The sequence below is a fragment of the Mycobacterium sp. SMC-8 genome, from assembly GCF_025263565.1.
Classification (GTDB): domain Bacteria; phylum Actinomycetota; class Actinomycetes; order Mycobacteriales; family Mycobacteriaceae; genus Mycobacterium.
Genome location: NZ_CP079865.1, coordinates 2517639 through 2536704, shown reverse-complemented (window position 1 = coordinate 2536704; position 19066 = coordinate 2517639). Strand labels below are relative to the sequence as shown.

Sequence of the window (19066 nt, the reverse complement as noted above, 5' to 3'; positions counted from 1 at the left end):
GTCGACACCGAACAGCGAGCTCACGAACTTGGCAAAACAGTCGTCGGCGCCTAGTGTCCTGAGTCATTAATTCGGCGGCAGTAGTTGGCGACGGATTCGAGGATTTGGTCGGCGGTCTTGGTCCAAACGTAGGGCCGTGGGTTGTCGTTCCAGGTGTCGATCCATGCGCGAATGTCGGCGTTGAGTTGGCGTACTGAGGTGTGGGTGCCGCGGCGCAGTTTTTTGGTGGTGAGTTCGGCGAACCAGCGTTCGACGAGATTAAGCCACGACGAGCTGGTCGGGGTGAAGTGCAGGACGAAGCGCGGATGGGCGATGAGCCAACGCTTGACCGCCGGCGTCTTGTGTGTGGAGGCGTTGTCGAGCACGACGTGGCAGTCCAGATCGGCGGGCACTGCGGCATCGATCTTCTTCAAGAACGCCAGGAACTCCTGGGAACGGTGCCGTGCGTGCAACGATCCGATCACCGTGCCGGTGGCCAGATCCAGAGCGGCATACAGACTGGACGTGCCGTGGCGGACGTAGTCATGGGTGGCCCGCGCCGGGGTGCCCGGCAGCATCGGGAACACCGGCGCAGTGCGATTGAGCGCCTGGATTTGGGTCTTCTCATCGACACAGAGCACCATGGCCCGCTCCGGCGGATCCAGGTACAGACCCACGATGTCGCGGACCTTCGCCACGAACAATGGATCCCTCGATAATTTCCACGAATCCTGTTTGTGTGGCGCCAATCCGAACGCTCGCCACACCCGGGACACCATCGATTGCGACAGACCCAGATGCTCGGCCATCGACCGCGTCGACCAGTGAGTGGCATCCGGCGGGGAGGTCTCCAACGTCGCGGTGATCAACGCTTCGATCTGCCCGTCACCCACGACACGAGGACGGCCCGGTCGCGGCTCGTCAAGCAGTCCATCACAACGCTTCTCAGCGAAGCGGTTGCGCCACTTGCGGATCGTGCCCCGATGCAGTTCAAGCCGATCAGCAACTTCGGCGTTGCCGCCGCCATCAGCACACGCCAACACGATGCGGGCCCGAAGGGCCAACCCAGCAGCACTGTTGCGCCGCCGAACCCAGCCCTCCAATTCAGCGCGTTCTGATCCACCCCGGCATGTCGGGAGGTTCTCTTATCTGAGTGCCTCCTCGGTATGAGGGTGCCGTTGGCGATGGTAATAGAGGGCTTCGGCCCGGTCCGGAGTCAGGTCCTGGCAGTAGCCATTCGGTCGCTGCCGGTTGTAGAAAGCCACCCATTCGGCGGTTGCCAGCGAGAGGTCGGCGGCACCGGGATACGGCGGCTGGTGGTCGATGAGTTCGGTCTTGTAGCTGCTGTTCACCGATTCGGCCAAGGCGTTGTCGAAGCTATCGCCCACCGATCCGACTGAGGGCAGGATCCCTTCAGCGGCCAAGTGTTCAGTGAACGCTACCGCCGTATATTGAGAGCCCGCATCGCTGTGATGGATCAGATCATCCAAAAATGTTGCACCAGAACGCTTCCTGGTATCTATGGCGTGGTTGATCGCATCGGTCACCAGCTTCTGGGTCATCTCGGTGGCCACCTTCCAGCCTACGATCTTGCGGGCGTAGACGTCGGTCACGAACGCTGTGTAGGCCCAGCCGGCACGGGTCCGGCAGTACGTGAAATCGGCCACCCACAAACGGTCCGGCGCGCCGGCGACGAAATGCCGCGCGACCCGATCCGGAGCTCGCGTTGCTGCCGGATCAGCAATGGTGGTGCGCACCCGGCGGCGCTTGCACGCACCCCGCCAACCCATCTCCCGCATGACCCGCTCCACAACACACCGTGAGACATCGAGTCCGTTGGTACGCAACACAATCCACGTCTTACGGGCACCCAGAACCGCGAACAGCTTGTTGGATCGGCGCAGCCGCCAGATGGCGTCGATCACCTGCGCATCAGTCCAGTCCGCCTTCGAGGGGCCACGGCGGGCGCGGTGGGCGTAATACGTCGACGGGGCGATCACGACGCCGAACTCCGAGAGCACGGCGCACATCGACTCGACACCCCACTTGAGACCATCAGCGCCCACACGCATGTGCTGGTGGGCGCTGATGAACTCCACGACTACTGAGACGGCCGGTCGAGCTCGGCAGCGAAGAAAACCGACGCCGCCTTCAAAATCGCGTTGGCCCGCTTGAGTTCGGCGTTCTCCCGGCGCAGCTTGCGCAGGACCTCGGATTCCTCGCTGGTCTGCCCAGCCCGATCTCCGGCGTCGATCTCGGCCTGGCGGACCCATTTGCGCACCGTCTCGGCGGTACCGACGCCCAGCAGATCAGCAACCCGGCCCATCGCCTCCCACTCCGAGACCGTGTCGCTGCGCAGATCGGCCACCATCTGCACCGCTCGCGCCTTCAGCTCGTCTGGATACCGCTTCGATGACTTCGTTCCCACGTGCCCATCCTTCCCAACAGAAGAACTCTCCGGACACGCCGGGGCGGATCATTCATCCTCAGTCAACACGATCTCGACAGCATGCGGTGACGGCATCACCCATACTACCAAGAGCCCACGAATTAATGACTCAGAACACTAGGCCGTTCGCGTCACACCACGCGTTCGCCTCGGGCGGTGACAACTTCGGCGCCCCGACGACGGTCACCCAGAAGTCCGCGGAGCTGAAGGTCGTCCACTGCGCCGACGACACCAACAGCACTCCGCTGTACCTGTCTCTCAGCTCGAGGTGGTCGCGTAGCACGTCGGCGCTGGTGAGCGTCCTGCCATCAACGACCAATCCGGACTTCTTCGCGCTGATCTGCGGCACCCAGCGATTCGCGAGTGACCCGGACACGTACCCGTAGTCCGCGTCCCGAAGTTCCCGCAGCACAGCTTCGGCCACCCCGTCGATGCTGCCGTGCTCGGGTTCGGCGGCGGACTGGGCGACCAACCGGTCCGAACCCGACGACGCGGCCGTCCTTGCTTCGGCCTGCTCGCCGGGATGGAATACCAGTTGCGGAGCGCCGGTGAACATCGCGGTGGTCCGCCAGTATGTTCCCGCGGGGAACACCAGTGTGCGACGCGCCGTCTCACCCGGCTTCATCGTCAAAGGTGCGGCGGAGAAGTCGAAAACCCCTGCCGCGATGTCCCGTTGGCCGTCGGCGACGGTGATCCGCGCAGATGGCGAGGCCTCGGTATTGCCGCCGGCGCACTGCGACATGAACGCGGCGTCGACGGTCATCCCGTCGGCTGTCATGGCGACCGACTCGGCCTGCACCAGCGGTGCCATCGTGCAGGCCGGCACCATGCCCGCCGGGTTCGCCGTGCCGGCCGTGAAACCGTCTGCCTGCGGGGTGGTTTCGTCATCTGTGGATGACCGGGTGATCAGAAACCCGACCGCGGCGACGACCGCCACCAGGAGCACCGCGGCGATCGCAGCGCCGATGACCAGACTGCGGCGCCGCAGCGGGCGTTCGTCTTCGGCGACAGCATCGTCGTCGGGAAACGCCACGACGCCGATCGGCGATCCACACTGTCCGCAGAACTTGTAGTTCCCCGCGTTGAGGTGCCCGTGCGGGCAGGCCACCATCGGTGCGCCGTCATACCCACTACTCACTGTGCACCCCCACAATCTGTGCCGGGCGCCGGCCGCAGCCCCACCCGACCGGACACCCGCGACACCCCCAGTGCCTGCTCTCTGTTTGCCGTCAACGATCAACTGCAGTCGTTCCGATTCCTTATGCACGATGATGCGCTTGCACACCGACAAAGGGAATCGGGGATTCCCCTCTTCGTAGGAGCTACCCGACATCAATTGCCCGATTAGCCACAGCAGTCACATTCGTCACGCTCAACCCCCGTCAGCGCGACGATCGAAGCGACTCAGCTCAGGCTCCCCCGATTCCCCCGCGGCGCGGTCACCCGTGATCCCCCGCAATCACTGATGTCGCCGACAGATGCAGCAGCGTTACCGTCATTTCCGCAACCCTTGCTCGCGCAAAAGTTAGCCGAGCCAATGTTGCTTCGCGGTTGGGCGGCATCCCTCATCGGCGCTACGATGCCGGGCAGAGACAGGAGCCTGCGGTCGCGGGCCACAGCTGCTGTGTTTGCTGAAGCCCGGTTGGTGCTTCAGCGGCTCGATCCACCTAGTGTCCTGAGTCATTAATTCGGCGGCAGTAGTTGGCGACGGATTCGAGGATTTGGTCGGCGGTCTTGGTCCAAACGTAGGGCCGTGGGTTGTCGTTCCAGGTGTCGATCCATGCGCGAATGTCGGCGTTGAGTTGGCGTACTGAGGTGTGGGTGCCGCGGCGCAGTTTTTTGGTGGTGAGTTCGGCGAACCAGCGTTCGACGAGATTAAGCCACGACGAGCTGGTCGGGGTGAAGTGCAGGACGAAGCGCGGATGGGCGATGAGCCAACGCTTGACCGCCGGCGTCTTGTGTGTGGAGGCGTTGTCGAGCACGACGTGGCAGTCCAGATCGGCGGGCACTGCGGCATCGATCTTCTTCAAGAACGCCAGGAACTCCTGGGAACGGTGCCGTGCGTGCAACGATCCGATCACCGTGCCGGTGGCCAGATCCAGAGCGGCATACAGACTGGACGTGCCGTGGCGGACGTAGTCATGGGTGGCCCGCGCCGGGGTGCCCGGCAGCATCGGGAACACCGGCGCAGTGCGATTGAGCGCCTGGATTTGGGTCTTCTCATCGACACAGAGCACCATGGCCCGCTCCGGCGGATCCAGGTACAGACCCACGATGTCGCGGACCTTCGCCACGAACAATGGATCCCTCGATAATTTCCACGAATCCTGTTTGTGTGGCGCCAATCCGAACGCTCGCCACACCCGGGACACCATCGATTGCGACAGACCCAGATGCTCGGCCATCGACCGCGTCGACCAGTGAGTGGCATCCGGCGGGGAGGTCTCCAACGTCGCGGTGATCAACGCTTCGATCTGCCCGTCACCCACGACACGAGGACGGCCCGGTCGCGGCTCGTCAAGCAGTCCATCACAACGCTTCTCAGCGAAGCGGTTGCGCCACTTGCGGATCGTGCCCCGATGCAGTTCAAGCCGATCAGCAACTTCGGCGTTGCCGCCGCCATCAGCACACGCCAACACGATGCGGGCCCGAAGGGCCAACCCAGCAGCACTGTTGCGCCGCCGAACCCAGCCCTCCAATTCAGCGCGTTCATCCTCAGTCAACACGATCTCGACAGCATGCGGTGACGGCATCACCCATACTACCAAGAGCCCACGAATTAATGACTCAGAACACTAGGAATCGACATGACGACACTCACCAGGCTCACGATCGCAGGCATGGCCGCGGCGGCGACCGTCGGGCTGGCAGCACCCGCTGCCGCCGCACCACAGGACGCCGCGTTCCTCGACCGGCTGCAGAAGGTGGGCATCACCAGTTCCAACCCGTACGCGACCGTCCACAGCGCGTACGCCGTCTGCCGTCAGCTGGACCTCGGTACGCCGCATTCGCAGATCGTCGGCTTCGTGATGAGCGACAACCCAGACCTCGACTGGGACAGCGCCGCAGACTACGTCGTGCTCGCGAACATGACGTACTGCCCGCCGGTGTAACCGTCATATCGGAAGCGCCGCAGCCTAATTTGGCGGCGCGATCCCGACCTCTGCGAGCACTTCGGCCGTGTGTTCCCCCAATCGTGGCGCACCACCGCGCACCCGGCCGGGAGTGCGCGAAAAGCCGGTCGGCACACCGGAAAACCGTACCGGGCCGGATGTGGTCTGCACGGTCTCGAAGAAGCCGACCGCTTCCAGATGCGCGTCGGTGAACAGCTCGTCGGTGGTGCGCAGCGGGGACGCCGGTGGGGTTCCCCAGAAAAAGTGGACGCGGTTAGCTTGCTTCCAGGGTGACACTCATGGTGCGTTCGTAGCTAATTGGTGAGCGCTGACCGATCGCCGAGTGCCTACGTTGATGATTGTAGAATCGCATCCAATTGTCAACTGCTGCAATCAATTCGACTTTCGTCGCGAAAGTGTGCCGGTAGTAGAACTCATGCTTGAACGTCGACCACAGCGATTCGGCACCGGCGTTATCCCAGCAGATCCCAGTGGCACCCATCGAACGGCGCAAACCATGCTCGGCGGCGGCCTCAGCCATGCCGTGCGAGGTGAATTGGGTCCCGCGGTCTGAATGCAGTATGACGCCGTTGGCGTTGCCGCCGCGGGTGAACACTGCCCGATCCACGGCCGTGGTCACCAACTCGGTGCGCATGTGATCATCGACCGCCCAGCCCAGTGCCCGGCGGGAATGTTCGTCGCGGATCGCACACAGAAACATGTCGCCTTCACCGCAGCTCAGGTAGGTGATGTCGGTGGACCACACCGCGTCGATACGGCCCTGGTCAAAGCGGCGACCCACCAGATCCGGCGGGAACGACGCGCACGGATCAACGACCGTGGTGGTCTTGAAGGTGCGCGGACTGACGCCCTCGATCCCCAACTCCGCCATGATCTTGGCGACCGTGTTGTGCGAAACCTGGTCCCCGGCCTCATGCAGATCGGCGGTGATCCGCGGCGACCCGTAGGTGCCGTTGGAGTTCGTGTGATGGGTCAGAATCTTGACTTCCAGGTCCCGGCGACGCTGGACTGCCGGCGTGGGCTCGCTGGCCCGGAGACGGTCGCGATGCTTGTAGTAGCCCGAGGTGGACACACCCAGCAGCTGGGCCATCCTGACGACATCGTGGGAGGCGCACTCCGCGGCCATGAGCTCGAACCGGCTCACTTTAGATGCTTGCCCGCAAAGTACGCCGACGCTTTTTCCAGGAATGCGATGTCCTTGGACTGCTCGGCAACCTTGGCCCGTAGCCGTATCAATTCCGCCCGCTCATCCGGTGAAAGCTGCTGACTGTCACCAGGCTCCGGCACAGTACCGCCGACCGCAGCGGCCATCCGCCGCCGCTCATCAGCCACCCACTTGTGCAGCTGATTCTCATGCAAATCCAACTCACGGGCCACCTCAGCAACCCGCCGATTCCCATCGATCACCCGATGCGCGGCCTCCACCCGATACTCCGGGGTAAACGAACGCCGACGACCAGACATACGAACATCCTTCCACGGGACCACCGTCCCGCTATCTCAGATGTCCACTACTTCTGGGGAACCTCAAGTAGCACAGCCACATCACCAGATCCCTGCTTCCCTCCTCTGATCTTTCTTGCGCTACGCCACCGCCGCCCGCGCCCCCAGGTACACCTCCGCCGGCATCGAACGCCGCAACCGCCAGGTAATCGCCATCGGCCGGTCCCCCTCATGCGAGACGTAGTCCGCCGGCCCCAGGAAGATGTACGGCGCCGCACCCAGCGCGTTCGTCTTCGTCTCCCGCACAAACAGCAGGATGTGTGAGCCACGCTCACTGTGGTGGATGTACCGCTGCCCTGTCGGTGACGCCGCCGACGTGGTCGACTGCGACTCCCAGTGGAACAGGTCCGAGCTCAGCGCGAAGTCGCGGTACATGGTCGTCGGCGAGTAGTCGGTATCGGTCTTCTTCAGTGTGATGAGGAAGGCGTCGGCATTGACCGCCGGACACCAGGCCACGCCCTCCCGCATGGTGGACGGCGTCCGCTTCTCCGACACCCAGCCCAGCCCAGCGAGGATCTCTTCGCGCGAGTAGGTGGCGTGCAGAGCCAACGGCACATCGGCCAATTTCGGGATCAGATCACCCAGCGCGTAGGTGCTGCGGTGCGCGGCGTCGAAGGCGATGTCGACGACCTGGCGCATCTCCGCCGCGACCTCTTCCCTGCGGAGGATGTCGAGTCCCGCTGCAGCACTGTCGAATCCCCCACCGTTGGGGTACAGCGAGTAGAACAGCATGTCTGCCAGCCGCTGCTCGGTGATGGCACCACCCGCCAGCAGAGCGCGATACGCCTCGGCCCGGTGGCGGTCATCCACATGTGCGAGCGCCTTCACGCGCTTCACCAGTTCGGACTCCCGCGAACCGGGCAGCGGCCCCAGCTTCCCGGCGGCGCGGCACAGCGTGGTCCATGACCGGTCGGTGCGCAGAACGTCCTCCAGACCGCGCCCGGACTCCTGCAGATACGAGGCGAGCAGGCTGTCGGGATGCGCGCGAATCTCCGAAACCAAAGTCGCCTTCTTCGGGGCGACCTGCTGTCGGACGTTCTCCAACACGATCCGTTGGGCGACCTCGTCGAGCACAATCTGGCTACCGGACGGCAGGAACGGAAAACCCTGCTCAATCTCCTTTTCCAGCCGTTTACGCCCGACCCCGGTCAATGCACGGAACCGCTGGTCGAAACGGAACTCTTTGCGCTGATGCCCCACGAAGTCCAGCGCCGTCAGCACCGACTTGCCCGGCGCCAGCCGCAATCCCCGACCCAGCTGTTGCAGGAAGACGGTCGCGCTCTCGGTGGGCCGAAGAAACAGCACAGTGTCCACCAACGGGATATCCAGTCCTTCGTTGAAGAGGTCGACGGTAAAAAGCACGTTGATGTCGCGGTTGCTCAACGCCGCCAGCGCCTCTCGACGCTCGGCGCTGTCATCGAGACCCACAACCGCACGCGCCGGAATGCCGGCTGCGACGAACTTGTCCGCCATGTAACGCGCGTGCTCGACGCTGACGCAGAATCCGAGGGCGCGCATGGCGCCGACATCGGCGATCTTGTCCCGGAGCTGATCCAGCACAATCCGGGTGCGTGCATCGCTAGCGGTATAGACCTCGCTCAGTCCGGCGAGGTCATACCCTCCGCGGCGCCACTGCAGTCGTTCCAGATCGGTGCCGTCGTACACCCCGAAGTAGTGGAACGGACAAAGAAGGTTCTGTTCCAAGGCATCCCACAACCTCAGCTCCGCGGCGACGCGCCCGTCAAAGAACGCGCGAACGTCGATGCCGTCGCCGCGTTCGGGTGTCGCGGTCAGCCCCACCAGTTCCATGGGTTCGATGTGGTCGAGCAGCCGCCGGTAGGACGCCGCCTGAGCATGGTGGAACTCGTCGATGACCACGACATCAAAGTGGTCAGGGTTGATGGTGGAAAGGCGGTCGGCCGTCAAGGATTGGATGCTGGCGAAGACATGGCGCCACTTGGTGGGCTGGTCTCCGCCGACGAGCAGTTCACCAAAGGTGGGGTCGGTGAGGACTTCCTGGTACATCCGCCGGGACTGCGTCAGGATTTCTTTGCGGTGTGCCACGAACAGCAACGTGAGATCCCGCCGGTGCACTTCACGGGCCAGCTGGCGGTAATCCAAGGCGGCGATCACCGTCTTGCCGGTGCCGGTGGCCGCGACAATCAGGTTGCGGTGACGATCATGGAGCGTTCGTGCGGCGTCGAGCTGTTCCAACAGTTCTGCTTGGTAAGGCTTCGGAGTGACTTCCAAGCCCGACAGCGTGATGGCCAACGGGTCCCGTTCCTTCTTCCCCGAGGCGACCTCCAGCGCGTTGCGCAGCCTCTCGCCATCCTCGTCCGGCCGGTAAGGCTCGAATTCTCGGTTTTCCCAGTAGGAGTCGAAGGTGGTGCGGAACTTCTCCAACAGATGCGGTGTCGCGATCGCCGACAGTCGTACGTTCCACTCCAAGCCGTCCACCAGCGCAGCGTGAGACAGATTGGACGAGCCGACGTAGGCGGTATGAAAGCCGGTGTTGCGCCGCAACAACCACGCCTTGGCGTGCAGACGTGTCATGTTGGTGTCGTAGGTGATGCGCACTTCGGCACCGAAGTCATTCACCAGGGCATCCAGGGCCCGGGCATCGGTGGCGCCGAGGTAGGTCGTGGTGATGACACGCAGCGGCACGCCACGCTGGCGCAACTCGGTGAGCTCCCGTTCCAGCAGCCGCAGGCCATGCCATTTCACGAATGCGCACAGCAGATCCACGTGGTCGGCACTCGCCAATTCCGCGCGCAGCTCGGCGGCGAGGGTCGGTTCGTTTCGGGCGTTGGTCATCAGTGCGGCATCCGACAGCGGCGTGGCCGGCCGCGGTGGCTGCACCCAGCCCAACGCATCAACCGTCACGGCGTCCAGGCGGCGAATCTTCGTCGGCTCGTCCTGATACGGCGCATCCTCTAAGACGTCGGGGTCACCGAGAGCCGCGAGAATCCTCCGGGCGAGGTGCGCGCGCTCTTCAGCACCGCGCGCGGCTCGCAGCTGCCGCTCGATCAGCGGGCTCAGGTGGCGGGCGAGGACGAGCGCCTGCTCAGCGTCGTCGACCGTGCTCAGCTCGGTGTGCAACCCCGATGTGTCATTAAGTGCTGACTGCAGCCGCGGGGTGAGCACAGATTCGTACAGTCCAGTCTCCACGCGGGGAGGCTAACGCGGTCCGGCGACAACTCCGCGCATGCCACTCTGAGCGTCTCGGGAGCCGTATCGGCCCGCAACCCAGCAGACGAAGCCTTACTCGCAATGTTTGCTGAATGCCCCCGGCGCCGCCGACCATGCGCTAAGCTTCCGGATCTGCCCTAATTGATACTGCCGCAGGACTCCGAGGTCAGCTTGTCGCACACGATGAGTATCGTCTGCCCGTTCGCGCTATATTGACGCGACGGGGTTTTTCAGGGGGCGTAGCTCGGTGATCGGTGCAGCGAGGACAGAGTGGTCTGGTGACGGGCGCCATCGACCCCGCGCGTTGTCGGTCCGTTGATGAGTACACCCAACCGTCCCCTGCCACCCGCCGCCGAGGCCGCACACCGCCTGCTCGCCGAGCACGGCCCACTGCCAGCACCCGACCTCAGAGAACAGCTCCGGAAGGAAGGTTTCGCCCAACCCCTGGAGCGGCTCCAGCAGTGGCCCGACCGGTTCCCGCACCGCTTCGCCGTCACGGACGACGGGCTGCTCTGTGTCGCAGTCGCCTACAAGAACGAGACCGAGACCCGCAACATCCCCGAGCCCGAGCACTGGTACTCCCCGGAGACAGCACGGGTTCCGCTGGACCGTGTGGCGGTGTTGGATATAGAGACCACCGGTCTCAACCGAGCCGCGGACTTCGTCACCGAGATCGCTCTAGGTAGTGTCTGTTAATTGCGGACGCGGTGATAGATGATGATCGCAGCTAGGGTGACGCCCCCGAGGTAGCTCAGCGCGTATTTGTCGTATCGGGTGGCGATACCTCGCCAGTGCTTGAAGCGGTTGAAGGATCGCTCGACGGTGTTGCGGTGCTTATAGATTTGCCCGGAGAACGCCGGTGGCCGTCCGCCTTTGCTTCCCCGGCTCTTTCGGCGGGCGATCTGGTCGCTGCGCTCGGGAATGGTGTGGGCGATTTTGAGCTGGCGCAGTCGGGCTCGGGTCGAGTCATGGGAGTACGCCTTATCGGCGAGTAGCCGAAACTTTGGGCCCTGATGGGCAGTCAGCAGTGGCCACAGCATCGGGTTGTCGCCGGCTTGCCCCGGCGACAGTGCCATGGTGACCGCGCTGCAGCGTTGATCGGCCAGCGCGTGGATCTTCGTTGTCAGCCCGCCGCGTGAACGGCCGATGGCATGGTCATCGGGCTCATCGGGGTGTTTGTTGTAATTCGACAGATCCCCCTGTGTGGCGACCAGGGCGGGCACCAGCGGCATGCTGATGTACACGCACGCTGGTCGAATCCACCGCCAGCAGCAGTTCGACCAGCTCAGCGTCAGCGTCATCGACATCGATGTCACGGGAGATCGCTGCGAAGATCTGCGCGTAGGTGCCGTCGGTGGACCACCGCAGGTGACGTTCAGCCACCGACTGCCAGGCGCCGAACTGCGCGGGCAGATCGCGCCACGGAGATCCAGTCCGGTAACGCCAGATAATTCCTTCCAGCGTCACCCGATGATCGTTCCACGGCCGCCCGCGCCGTCGACCCGAAGGCAGTACCGGCTCAATCACCGACCACAAGTCATCAGAAATCACATCAGTCCGTAACACTTAAACAGCATCAGGCTGTTGGCCGTCGCTCAGGATGCAGACGATGGCGTCACTGTGGATGCAGACGTGATTTCGGGGGTCGGTCTGCATTGTGACGGGGTAATCGTCGCGGCGACGCGGTGGTCGTCATGGTGACGACTGTCGGCAGGCATGGTGATGACGCCCCCGGCGGCAGCGCGGGGACGTCGGAGGGTCAGCCGGGTGGCGCCAGAAGGCGGCCGCGGGTGTACATCCCGATCAGGGTCCACGGCGGCTCACCGAGGGCGTAGCGGCGGCGGTCCCAGTAGGCCGCTGCCGACAACAGCGACAGCGCGTGGTGCAACATGTTCCCTCGGTAGCGCAGCGCGGTGAACGTGTCGGGGTCCAGGGCGAGCAGCTGCTCGGTCCCGTCGCGTGCGAGACGGTCCAGGTGCTCTGGCGGTAGTCGGCGAAGCCAGCGGCGCACGGTGGACACCGGCCGCCCCATGGTCGCCGCGATACGCCGGTGTCCGAGTCCATTTGCTTTGTGCAGCAATGCTGTTCCAATCACTGCGGTGGTGTCGGCATGGCGTGGCTGCAGAGCGGCGGGCATCACGATATGCGTTGACGAGCAGGACCGGCATCGCGTGCGGCGGGGGCGCACCGTGATCGTGGTCCCGTCGTGATCGCGCACGGAGCGCCGCCTGCCGTAGCCCCAAGAAGTCAGCTGGCCGTCGCGGCACCGCGGGCAGCGGAGTTCGCCGGCGGCGAGCAGTTTCTCGGCCAGTTCGCCGGTGCGCGCGACGATCACCGCAGAGCCAGTCCATGATCCACCAGCCTTACCTATCACCCGGGAACCGGGATAGGGGTCAGTTCGTGTTGGGCGACCGCAGAATCGACGCGTCCGCCGTCACCGATTGTGACGATCTCGGGATTCGGCATCGCGCCGGAGCCGAAATGGACTCTGCGCGAGCAGACCAGCGCGGGGTCCGTTCGTGGGCACGCTGATGATGCAGACGACCGCCGTCCCCGACCCGGGATTTCGACAACTTCAATGACGATCACCCCCGCCGTGGTCGTCACACAGAGGGACGGTCAACAATCAGGCACAACATCGTTCACATTAAGCAGACACGCCCTAGTCCGGCTGGACGGCACCACCCTGATGGATGTCGAGGTGGCGGTGCCAGACAGCCAGGCCAGCCGCGAGACCGTGACGCTGTCGCAGGCCCTCGACACCCTGTCCACCCGGTTGCAAAACGTCGACCTGCTGATCGGGCACAACCTGCTCGCCTTCGATCTACCGTTCCTCGTACAAGCCGCGAAACGTCAGGGGCTCGCTGTCCCTCAGTTCCCGCCGAGTGCAGACAGCCTTCACCTCTCGCTTCTGGTCGATGTGGCGATGCCCAACCGCCAGCTCGCCGACCTCACGCTGCGCTACGGCGTCACCAACGAAGAAGCGCATCGGGCCCACGCGGACGCGACGGCAACCGCGGCTGTCATCCGCGCGCTGCTGTCCGACATCGACATGTCAGAACCCAGCTGGCCGCTCACGATCGCCATCCTCGAATCCCACCGCAACCCGCTCGCCTTACTGCTGCCATCGCTGTCGGGCCCGCCCGACTTGTCCACTCTGCGCAGGGAACCCGACCCTCTCCTCCAGCCGAAAGGCCCCACCGCCTCCGATGCGTGGTCGGGTACCCGCGACACCTTCCCCGTGCTCCGCGAGCGCCGCAATCTCCGCGAACGGCACGCGCAGCAGGAAATGGCGCACGCGGTGGCCGAGGTGTTCGACGGCGGGGGCAACCTGGCGGTCGAGGCCCCCACAGGCACCGGTAAGTCACTGGCCTACATGCTGCCGGCCCTCGCCCGCGCCTCACGCCCCCGCCAACCCGTAATCATTGCGACTGCAACAAAAGCGCTGCAAGGTCAGTTACGCGCCGAGGCCGCCCGCCTGCAGCAGGAGGGACTCCTCGGCGCCCCGTTCCGGCAGCTGCAAGGCGTCGCCAACTACGTCTGCGCACGGGAACTCGAAGACGCCGTGTCCGACCGTGATACCGCCGGCCTCGCCCTGGCTGTCGCCTTCCGCGCCATAGCCCAATCCCCCACGGGCACCTGGGATGACGTCACCGACGACGTCCTCAAACGCGCCGACGCACGGTACGCCCGCACCCGCGCACGCCTGCGCACCAACGCGGCGGGCTGCGACCGTGCCGGTTGCACCTGGGCCAAAATCTGCCCAGTGGTGCAGCAGAGTGAGGACCTCGCCACCACACCCGGCGTGGTGTCGGTGAACCACGCCCTCATGGCGGCCTGGGTCACCGCCGCACAGGCACCCGGCGATATCCTCGCCGATCGCCGAGCCGACGTCGTGTTCGACGAAGCGCATGCCCTCGAAGATTCGCTGACCTCCGCATGGACCGGTCGCGTCGACGCCATCGACCTCGAGATCGTCGTCAACTCCCTACACCCGCGGGCCCGGATGATGCGCGATATCCGGGACCGGGCGGGCGGGAATCCCGAGGTGAAGCAGGCCAGTGACGATATCGCCAACAGCTGCAACGTGATACGCGCGGCCGGAACCGAGTTCACTCAAGCCGTATCCACATATCTCCATGAGTACGGCGGCCGAGCACACGCGGCCGTACTGCAGTACGGAATCGTCAACGCCCGACCAGAATTTCGGGTACTGCGTCAATCGGCGTCCGCACTGCGCTACGCCCTTATCCAACTGTCGAAAGTGGTCTCCACGCTCGATAGGTCGCTCAGCGACGTCAAGGGAGTCGGATCCGCGCGACGCCGCCTCAACGGGCACGTCGAGCGGATCGAAAATGCCATCACGATCCTCGAAACACTAGGACCGCTCCCGGACAGCCACCTCTGGGTGTACCGGCTCGCCGCCGAGGAGGACGATCCGGACGCCTGGGCGTTTGAGCGCCTGCCAATCCACGTGTTCCCCGAGTTCCAGCAGTATGTGGTCGACAAGATGCACTCCACGGTGTTGTGCTCGGCAACGCTCACCGTGGAAAAGCGCTTCGACTACCTGAGCTCACGACTCGGAATCACAATCGACGGCGCACCTGCGGATGGCACCTTCCGTGGACTTCAGCTGCGATCCCCGTTCGACTACGCAAAACAGTCGAAGGTGGTGCTCACCAACCACTTACCGATCCCGATCCCGGTCAATGAACGCGAGTTCTGCGAAGAGATGGCTGCCGATCAGGCCGGGTTCCTGTCCCTGTCCGGAGGGAAGACGCTGACGCTCTTCGCCGCGCGGACCCGTATGGAGATCGTTGCCGACGGGGTCCGCGCCAAAGCGGCCGAACTCGCCGAACGCGGCGTCGAACTGCTCGTCCAGGGTGAACACGGCCGGTCACAGATATCGCATCGTTTCAACGCGGAACCAGGCACCGTGCTCTACGGGCTCAAGTCGTACTGGGAGGGTTTCGACGCCCCCGGCGAAACCCTGTCCTATCTGTTCATCGAGAAGCCACCGTATCCGCACCCCGACGATCCGTTGGTCTCTGCACGTCAACGCGCCATAGCCGAACGCGGCGGTGATCCGTTCCTCGAATACGTCCTGCCGATGACCGCCATGCAGTTCACCCAGGGCTTCGGCCGGCTCATCCGCTCCGAGAGCGATATCGGCGCCGCGCTGATCTGCGACCGCCGGCTGCATTCACCGACTCAGGCGCAGCGGGTACTGCTGGGGTCCCTGCCCGGTCCGGCAATCCACGAGGCCGTCGACCGTGACGACGCATGGACGACGGCTATCGAATTCGTCACCGGCACAGCACCCGATCTCACCGCGGCCATTTCCTTCGGCCGAGACGACGTCAGCCAGCTGCTGGAGAATCTGCGCCTCATCGAGGGCGAGGATCCGACTGCGAAACTCATCGAAGCCGCCGAGAAACTGTTCGGCATCACCAACCTGCACCCCAAACAGCTCGACGTGATGCGCGCGATCATCGAGGGCCGTGACGTGATGGCCGTGCTCCCCACCGGTTTTGGAAAGTCACTGTGCTTCCAGCTGCCCGCGCTGCTCGCTCCCCAGGCCCGGGCCACCGTTGTCGTCTCACCGCTTATCGCGCTCATCAAAGATCAGGTCAACGACCTGCGCGGCCGCCGTGGTATCCGTCCGGTCCAGGGCATCACCGGCAACACATCCCGAGTGGTACAGACAGAAATCCTGCGCGACACCGCCAATGGCCAGGTCCGGCTGCTGTACGTCTCTCCAGAGCGACTGGCCCGAGACCCGGTCCTGCGCGGCGCATTGGGGCGTCAACAGCTCAACCGCGTCGTGGTCGACGAGGCACACTGCGTGTCGGTGTGGGGGCACGACTTCCGTCCCGAATTCCGCCAGGTACCCGCATCTGTGGCGACCTTCGACACTCGCCCACCCCGCGCAGGCTTCACCGCGACGGCCACGCCCGAAGTGGAGACCGACATCATCGGGGCGATGGACATGCTCGATCCGACCGTCGTGCGGGAGCCCAGTGACCGCCCTAACTTGCGTTTCCGCGTCCACCGATGCGCCGACGAACGCGATCGGGTCCGCGAGCTCCTCCGCTTCGTGACCTGGTCCGAAGACAAGGCCGGCATCGTGTACGTGACCAAACGTGCACTCGCCGAGGAGATCGCGGCCATGCTACGTCGTGCAGGTCATGCCGCCCGGGCCTACCACGCCGGCATGGTCCCCGAACAGCGCGATGCAGTCCAAGAAGACTTCGACTCCGACACCACCCGGATCATCGTGGCCACCAAGGCTTTCGGCATGGGCATCAACAAACCCAATATCGCGTGGGTGGTCCACTACGACCTTCCGGATTCCCTGGACGGATACGCTCAGGAAGCCGGCCGCGCCGCACGTGCCGCCCACGTCACCGGCGATTGCGTTCTTTTCTACACTCGGGGCGATATCGCCCGACGTCGCCGCCTGATCAACGCACACGAGTCGAAGACCGACGCACAGCTCACCCAACAACTCCTGACGGTGCTGTGGACGTGCCCCGAGCGCGGTGACAGTCGAGTCTTCGACGTCGACGAACTGGCCGACAAACTCGGCATCGACGACGACGAGGTCAATGTGCACCTGGCCCAACTCGAACGGGTCGGAGCACTCAAACTCGGCCTGGACTGCTCCGCCCGTGGCACCGTCGAAGTCGGTTCCCGAGAACCAACTCACGAAGAGGAACGACGTCTATTCCGCGAACTCTTCTACCAAGCAAACCGCGCAAAGCCCAATGTCCGCATGCAGCTGGACTTCCACCAGCTCCGCGATGAACGTGGCTACGACCCAGATCAGCTGGAACAGAAGCTGATCGACTGGTCCCTGGACCGGTTCGTCACCTTCTCCAGCTCTCGCCGGCTGCGCCGGGTCCGTCTGCTGTCCCGCGCCGCCCCGCGACATACGCTGGAACGCGAGTCCACCCGATGGAAGCATTGGCAGCAACGCCGCCTGCAGGCGATGATCGAGTACGCCGAACAAGCCGCGTCGTGCCGTCGGATCGCCATCGGGCAGCATTTCGGTGACACCGTCGCCGACTGCGCCAGCCGGGACATCGTCGCGTGCGACCGGTGCAACGACGAGCCACCACAGTGGGCAGCGCTGCCCGACCACATGGTCCCCGACCCGGAACTGCTCGTGAATGCCGAGCTGACCGTCTTGCAGGCTGTGGGGTGGGCATCGGCCTTCAAGAAGGGTGCTTACGGCGAAGCCAGCCTGCGTGCCGCAGTACTGGGTCTGGAATCGCTCGGCGAGGGCAGACCGCTCGGCGCGGGTGTCCTGAGTTGCCCCCAGTTCGGAGCTCTGCGCCACGTGCGCAACGGCGAGAAACGTTGGAATACAGCAGTGGAGAAGCTCCTCACCGATGGATTGATCGACCGGCGCACCGTGGAACGGGAGTCCACCCGCACGCCCTACCAAAGCCTCGCCCTCACGCCACGCGGCGCCCAAACACTCGGAATCACGGTGACACAGGATGCTTGAGAAGCGGATCACCCACCAGCTCCTCGAATCGGGCGAGCTGATCCACCCCGGCATGTCGGGAGGTTCTCTTATCTGAGTGCCTCCTCGGTATGAGGGTGCCGTTGGCGATGGTAATAGAGGGCTTCGGCCCGGTCCGGAGTCAGGTCCTGGCAGTAGCCATTCGGTCGCTGCCGGTTGTAGAAAGCCACCCATTCGGCGGTTGCCAGCGAGAGGTCGGCGGCACCGGGATACGGCGGCTGGTGGTCGATGAGTTCGGTCTTGTAGCTGCTGTTCACCGATTCGGCCAAGGCGTTGTCGAAGCTATCGCCCACCGATCCGACTGAGGGCAGGATCCCTTCAGCGGCCAAGTGTTCAGTGAACGCTACCGCCGTATATTGAGAGCCCGCATCGCTGTGATGGATCAGATCATCCAAAAATGTTGCACCAGAACGCTTCCTGGTATCTATGGCGTGGTTGATCGCATCGGTCACCAGCTTCTGGGTCATCTCGGTGGCCACCTTCCAGCCTACGATCTTGCGGGCGTAGACGTCGGTCACGAACGCTGTGTAGGCCCAGCCGGCACGGGTCCGGCAGTACGTGAAATCGGCCACCCACAAACGGTCCGGCGCGCCGGCGACGAAATGCCGCGCGACCCGATCCGGAGCTCGCGTTGCTGCCGGATCAGCAATGGTGGTGCGCACCCGGCGGCGCTTGCACGCACCCCGCCAACCCATCTCCCGCATGACCCGCTCCACAACACACCGTGAGACATCGAGTCCGTTGGTACGCAACACAATCCACGTCTTACGGGCACCCAGAACCGCGAACAGCTTGTTGGATCGGCGCAGCCGCCAGATGGCGTCGATCACCTGCGCATCAGTCCAGTCCGCCTTCGAGGGGCCACGGCGGGCGCGGTGGGCGTAATACGTCGACGGGGCGATCACGACGCCGAACTCCGAGAGCACGGCGCACATCGACTCGACACCCCACTTGAGACCATCAGCGCCCACACGCATGTGCTGGTGGGCGCTGATGAACTCCACGACTACTGAGACGGCCGGTCGAGCTCGGCAGCGAAGAAAACCGACGCCGCCTTCAAAATCGCGTTGGCCCGCTTGAGTTCGGCGTTCTCCCGGCGCAGCTTGCGCAGGACCTCGGATTCCTCGCTGGTCTGCCCAGCCCGATCTCCGGCGTCGATCTCGGCCTGGCGGACCCATTTGCGCACCGTCTCGGCGGTACCGACGCCCAGCAGATCAGCAACCCGGCCCATCGCCTCCCACTCCGAGACCGTGTCGCTGCGCAGATCGGCCACCATCTGCA

14 protein-coding genes and 2 pseudogenes are annotated in these 19066 nt (G+C 64.3%); 5 read left to right on the top strand and 11 right to left on the bottom strand.

The genetic code is table 11. From position 1 onward, the window contains the following. Window positions 1-50: 50 nt before the first annotated feature. Window positions 51-1025: an IS630 family transposase gene (locus tag KXD97_RS12390; protein WP_260757939.1), complete on the bottom strand. Its 975-nt coding sequence runs from the start codon at window positions 1023-1025 to the stop codon at window positions 51-53. Between KXD97_RS12390 and KXD97_RS12385 the strand changes: the two genes are divergently transcribed. Continuing rightward, window positions 963-1097 (top strand): hypothetical protein, encoded by a 135-nt coding sequence (locus KXD97_RS12385; RefSeq protein ID WP_260758300.1) that lies wholly within the window; start codon window positions 963-965, stop codon window positions 1095-1097. The two genes, KXD97_RS12390 and KXD97_RS12385, sit on opposite strands and share 63 nt — an antisense overlap. 27 nt (window positions 1098-1124) lie before the next feature. Here the strand turns inward: KXD97_RS12385 and KXD97_RS12380 are convergent. The 3 genes from KXD97_RS12380 to KXD97_RS12370 form a co-directional block, all read right to left on the bottom strand. Next, window positions 1125-2350 (bottom strand): IS3 family transposase gene (locus tag KXD97_RS12380; protein ID WP_260757937.1). Its coding sequence is split into 2 segments (ribosomal slippage): window positions 1125-2119 and window positions 2119-2350, totalling 1227 coding nucleotides; the frame shifts between segments, so codons are not numbered across the junction. A 187-nt stretch (window positions 2351-2537) separates the two neighbouring features. Continuing rightward, window positions 2538-3566, bottom strand: coding sequence for a hypothetical protein (locus tag KXD97_RS12375; RefSeq protein ID WP_260757057.1), 1029 nt, complete (start codon window positions 3564-3566; stop codon window positions 2538-2540). A 529-nt stretch (window positions 3567-4095) separates the two neighbouring features. Continuing rightward, a complete protein-coding gene (locus KXD97_RS12370; RefSeq protein ID WP_260757938.1) occupies window positions 4096-5067 on the bottom strand; it encodes an IS630 family transposase in 972 nt (323 codons plus the stop codon). Between KXD97_RS12370 and KXD97_RS12365 the strand changes: the two genes are divergently transcribed. Then, window positions 5008-5175, top strand: coding sequence for a hypothetical protein (locus KXD97_RS12365; protein ID WP_260758298.1), 168 nt, complete (start codon window positions 5008-5010; stop codon window positions 5173-5175). The genes KXD97_RS12370 and KXD97_RS12365 overlap by 60 nt on opposite strands. A 60-nt stretch (window positions 5176-5235) precedes the next feature. Further along, window positions 5236-5541, top strand: a complete 306-nt coding sequence (locus tag KXD97_RS12360) for a DUF732 domain-containing protein (RefSeq protein ID WP_260757056.1) — start codon at window positions 5236-5238, stop codon at window positions 5539-5541. 24 nt (window positions 5542-5565) lie between these two features. Here the strand turns inward: KXD97_RS12360 and KXD97_RS12355 are convergent. The 4 genes and pseudogenes from KXD97_RS12355 to KXD97_RS12340 form a co-directional block, all read right to left on the bottom strand. Continuing rightward, window positions 5566-5787 (bottom strand): annotated as a pseudogene (locus KXD97_RS12355) (CoA transferase); the annotation flags it as partial. Window positions 5788-5815: 28 nt separating this feature from the next. Then, the gene (locus KXD97_RS12350) at window positions 5816-6706 is read right to left on the bottom strand and encodes an IS3 family transposase (protein WP_260754047.1); all 891 of its coding nucleotides are present in this window, start codon (window positions 6704-6706) and stop codon (window positions 5816-5818) included. After that, complete coding sequence (locus KXD97_RS12345; protein ID WP_396884579.1) at window positions 6703-7026, bottom strand: transposase; 324 nt, start codon at window positions 7024-7026, stop codon at window positions 6703-6705. Before KXD97_RS12345 ends, KXD97_RS12350 begins: the two co-directional genes overlap by 4 nt. A gap of 120 nt (window positions 7027-7146) precedes the next feature. Beyond that, window positions 7147-10233 (bottom strand): DUF3427 domain-containing protein, encoded by a 3087-nt coding sequence (locus KXD97_RS12340; protein ID WP_260757055.1) that lies wholly within the window; start codon window positions 10231-10233, stop codon window positions 7147-7149. Between the two features lie 339 nt (window positions 10234-10572). On the opposite strand from KXD97_RS12340, the gene KXD97_RS12335 reads away from it, so the two are divergent. Then, a complete protein-coding gene (locus KXD97_RS12335) occupies window positions 10573-10950 on the top strand; it encodes a hypothetical protein (protein ID WP_260757054.1) in 378 nt (125 codons plus the stop codon). Here the strand turns inward: KXD97_RS12335 and KXD97_RS12330 are convergent. Continuing rightward, window positions 10947-11820 (bottom strand): annotated as a pseudogene (locus KXD97_RS12330) (IS5 family transposase). The gene KXD97_RS12335 and the pseudogene KXD97_RS12330 sit on opposite strands and share 4 nt — an antisense overlap. Before the next feature lie 193 nt (window positions 11821-12013). Beyond that, window positions 12014-12589, bottom strand: a complete 576-nt coding sequence (locus tag KXD97_RS12325; protein ID WP_260751629.1) for a DUF6431 domain-containing protein — start codon at window positions 12587-12589, stop codon at window positions 12014-12016. Window positions 12590-12955: 366 nt separating this feature from the next. On the opposite strand from KXD97_RS12325, the gene KXD97_RS12320 reads away from it, so the two are divergent. Beyond that, window positions 12956-17767: a RecQ family ATP-dependent DNA helicase gene (locus tag KXD97_RS12320; RefSeq protein WP_260757053.1), complete on the top strand. Its 4812-nt coding sequence runs from the start codon at window positions 12956-12958 to the stop codon at window positions 17765-17767. A gap of 68 nt (window positions 17768-17835) precedes the next feature. Here the strand turns inward: KXD97_RS12320 and KXD97_RS12315 are convergent. After that, window positions 17836-19061 (bottom strand): IS3 family transposase gene (locus KXD97_RS12315; RefSeq protein WP_260757937.1). Its coding sequence is split into 2 segments (ribosomal slippage): window positions 17836-18830 and window positions 18830-19061, totalling 1227 coding nucleotides; the frame shifts between segments, so codons are not numbered across the junction. Window positions 19062-19066: the final 5 nt, after the last annotated feature.

What these genes read in the sequence shown, in the direction of transcription:
- KXD97_RS12360 (WP_260757056.1), top strand. Translation starts at nt 5,236, where the DNA reads ATGACGACACTCACCAGGCTCACGATCGCAGGCATGGCCGCGGCGGCG.
- KXD97_RS12385 (WP_260758300.1), top strand. Translation starts at nt 963, where the DNA reads ATGCAGTTCAAGCCGATCAGCAACTTCGGCGTTGCCGCCGCCATCAGC.
- KXD97_RS12365 (WP_260758298.1), top strand. Translation starts at nt 5,008, where the DNA reads ATGCAGTTCAAGCCGATCAGCAACTTCGGCGTTGCCGCCGCCATCAGC.
- KXD97_RS12335 (WP_260757054.1), top strand. Translation starts at nt 10,573, where the DNA reads ATGAGTACACCCAACCGTCCCCTGCCACCCGCCGCCGAGGCCGCACAC.
- KXD97_RS12345 (WP_396884579.1), bottom strand. Translation starts at nt 7,026, where the DNA reads ATGTCTGGTCGTCGGCGTTCGTTTACCCCGGAGTATCGGGTGGAGGCC.